Genomic DNA, 228 nt, shown 5'->3' on the forward strand with positions numbered 1-228 from the left:
AAAGGTTTTTCTATGGTTCCTTCTATCCTTGCTCCACCTTCGGTACAGTTGTAGGTGGTGATACCCATTTTTCTAGTATTTGGAATCATTTCATTTTCAAACCAATTTTTAAATAAAAGCCATATACTATGAGTTTCAACTTTTCCATTTCCTCCATAAGCTGTAGTTAAAATATGTTCATACATTTGACTTTCATAATTAGCTGAATTTTGATAATCATCAGGATGA

The 228-nt window shown here is 31.6% G+C and carries 1 pseudogene; it reads right to left on the minus strand.

Annotated elements, in window-relative coordinates:
* A pseudogene (locus tag AJ889_RS09650) lies at window positions 1-228 on the minus strand (DUF115 domain-containing protein); the annotation flags it as partial.

This window comes from Campylobacter sp. BCW_6468, assembly GCF_001762865.1.
Taxonomy (GTDB): domain Bacteria; phylum Campylobacterota; class Campylobacteria; order Campylobacterales; family Campylobacteraceae; genus Campylobacter_D; species Campylobacter_D jejuni.